This is a genomic window from Vibrio sp. ER1A, assembly GCF_000733315.1.
Classification (GTDB): domain Bacteria; phylum Pseudomonadota; class Gammaproteobacteria; order Enterobacterales; family Vibrionaceae; genus Vibrio; species Vibrio mediterranei.
The window spans coordinates 520043-521182 of the sequence record NZ_JPJA01000086.1; the positions used below are offsets into that span (position 1 = coordinate 520043).

Sequence of the window (1140 nt, forward strand, 5' to 3'; positions counted from 1 at the left end):
GCGCTTGTTTAGTATATTTGTTGGCCTAAAAATATAAATTATCATATTATTCGTAAATAGCTTAACATTATTTCGGTATTTATATAAATATTGGTTTGTTTCATATTCATTTGGCGAATAATACTATTTAAATTGTCAAGTAATGTAGTGCAACGAAAGTAATCTTTCCCCATAACCACAAATTTTCCTTCGACATTTATTGAGTGAATAACGCTAGTGCGTACTATTCATCCTACATCCCCTGCGTAGAGATTTGTTCTGCAAATCTCAATTAATAATAGTGATAAATATCACAATAAATGGATTGAAAGATGAAAAAGACTATCTTGGCTATTCTTGTAGGTTCGGTTATCTCCCTCTCTGGTTGCAACAGTTCGAGTTCAGATTCGACAGAAACACTACCTTCAACAGACGTAAGCAATTTTGTTAACGTATTAGATAGAGTAGGTAATCCGGATCGAATGAAAGACCGTGATGCACAAAGTAACTTAAGTTATAACGCATTTACGGATTTAGGTGCGTGGCACGGTCATTTATTACCAAGCGATGATTCTGCGATAGGTTCTGCTGGTGGTATTATGATTGTTGACCAGGAGTACTCTAGTTATATAGCTAATGAAAACTTTGACAAACTTACTCTAATTGACGCAGATAACAATCAAGAAATAAATTTACTATCTGCGGAGGTTAAGGCTTTTTCTACACCAGACGCATTACATCAAGTTATCGAAAATAATGAATTTAAGATTGAGATGACGACACGTTTTGGTACTAATCGTTCATCTATTATTGAAACCAAAATCAGCAACAAGTCAGAGCAAGTGCGTAATCTTAAGCTTGTTTGGACGGGTGGTTTCCTAAGAGACTTTAGTACCGTAGGGGATGATGTCGCCGCTAATTCGGTTTATAAGGCGCTTACTGGCGAAAACGGTGGTGTTGCACTGACGTTTAATAAAGCAGCGTCTTGGTCGGGCTTAAAGAGTGAAGAAGGGGCTGAGTTTTTTGTTACTCGCTCAATCGATAATGCGACAACTACAGTGACCGACTATGACTATCGCTCTGAAGGCTCGGTTACTATTAACGCGAATGGCAATACTACTTTCTATAATGCGTACTCTTATGGTAACTATTCACCCGCGA

1 pseudogene is annotated in these 1140 nt (G+C 37.4%); it reads left to right on the forward strand.

The features are described from left to right. Positions 1-311: 311 nt before the first annotated feature. Positions 312-1140, forward strand: a pseudogene (locus HW45_RS29970) (alpha-glucosidase); the annotation flags it as partial.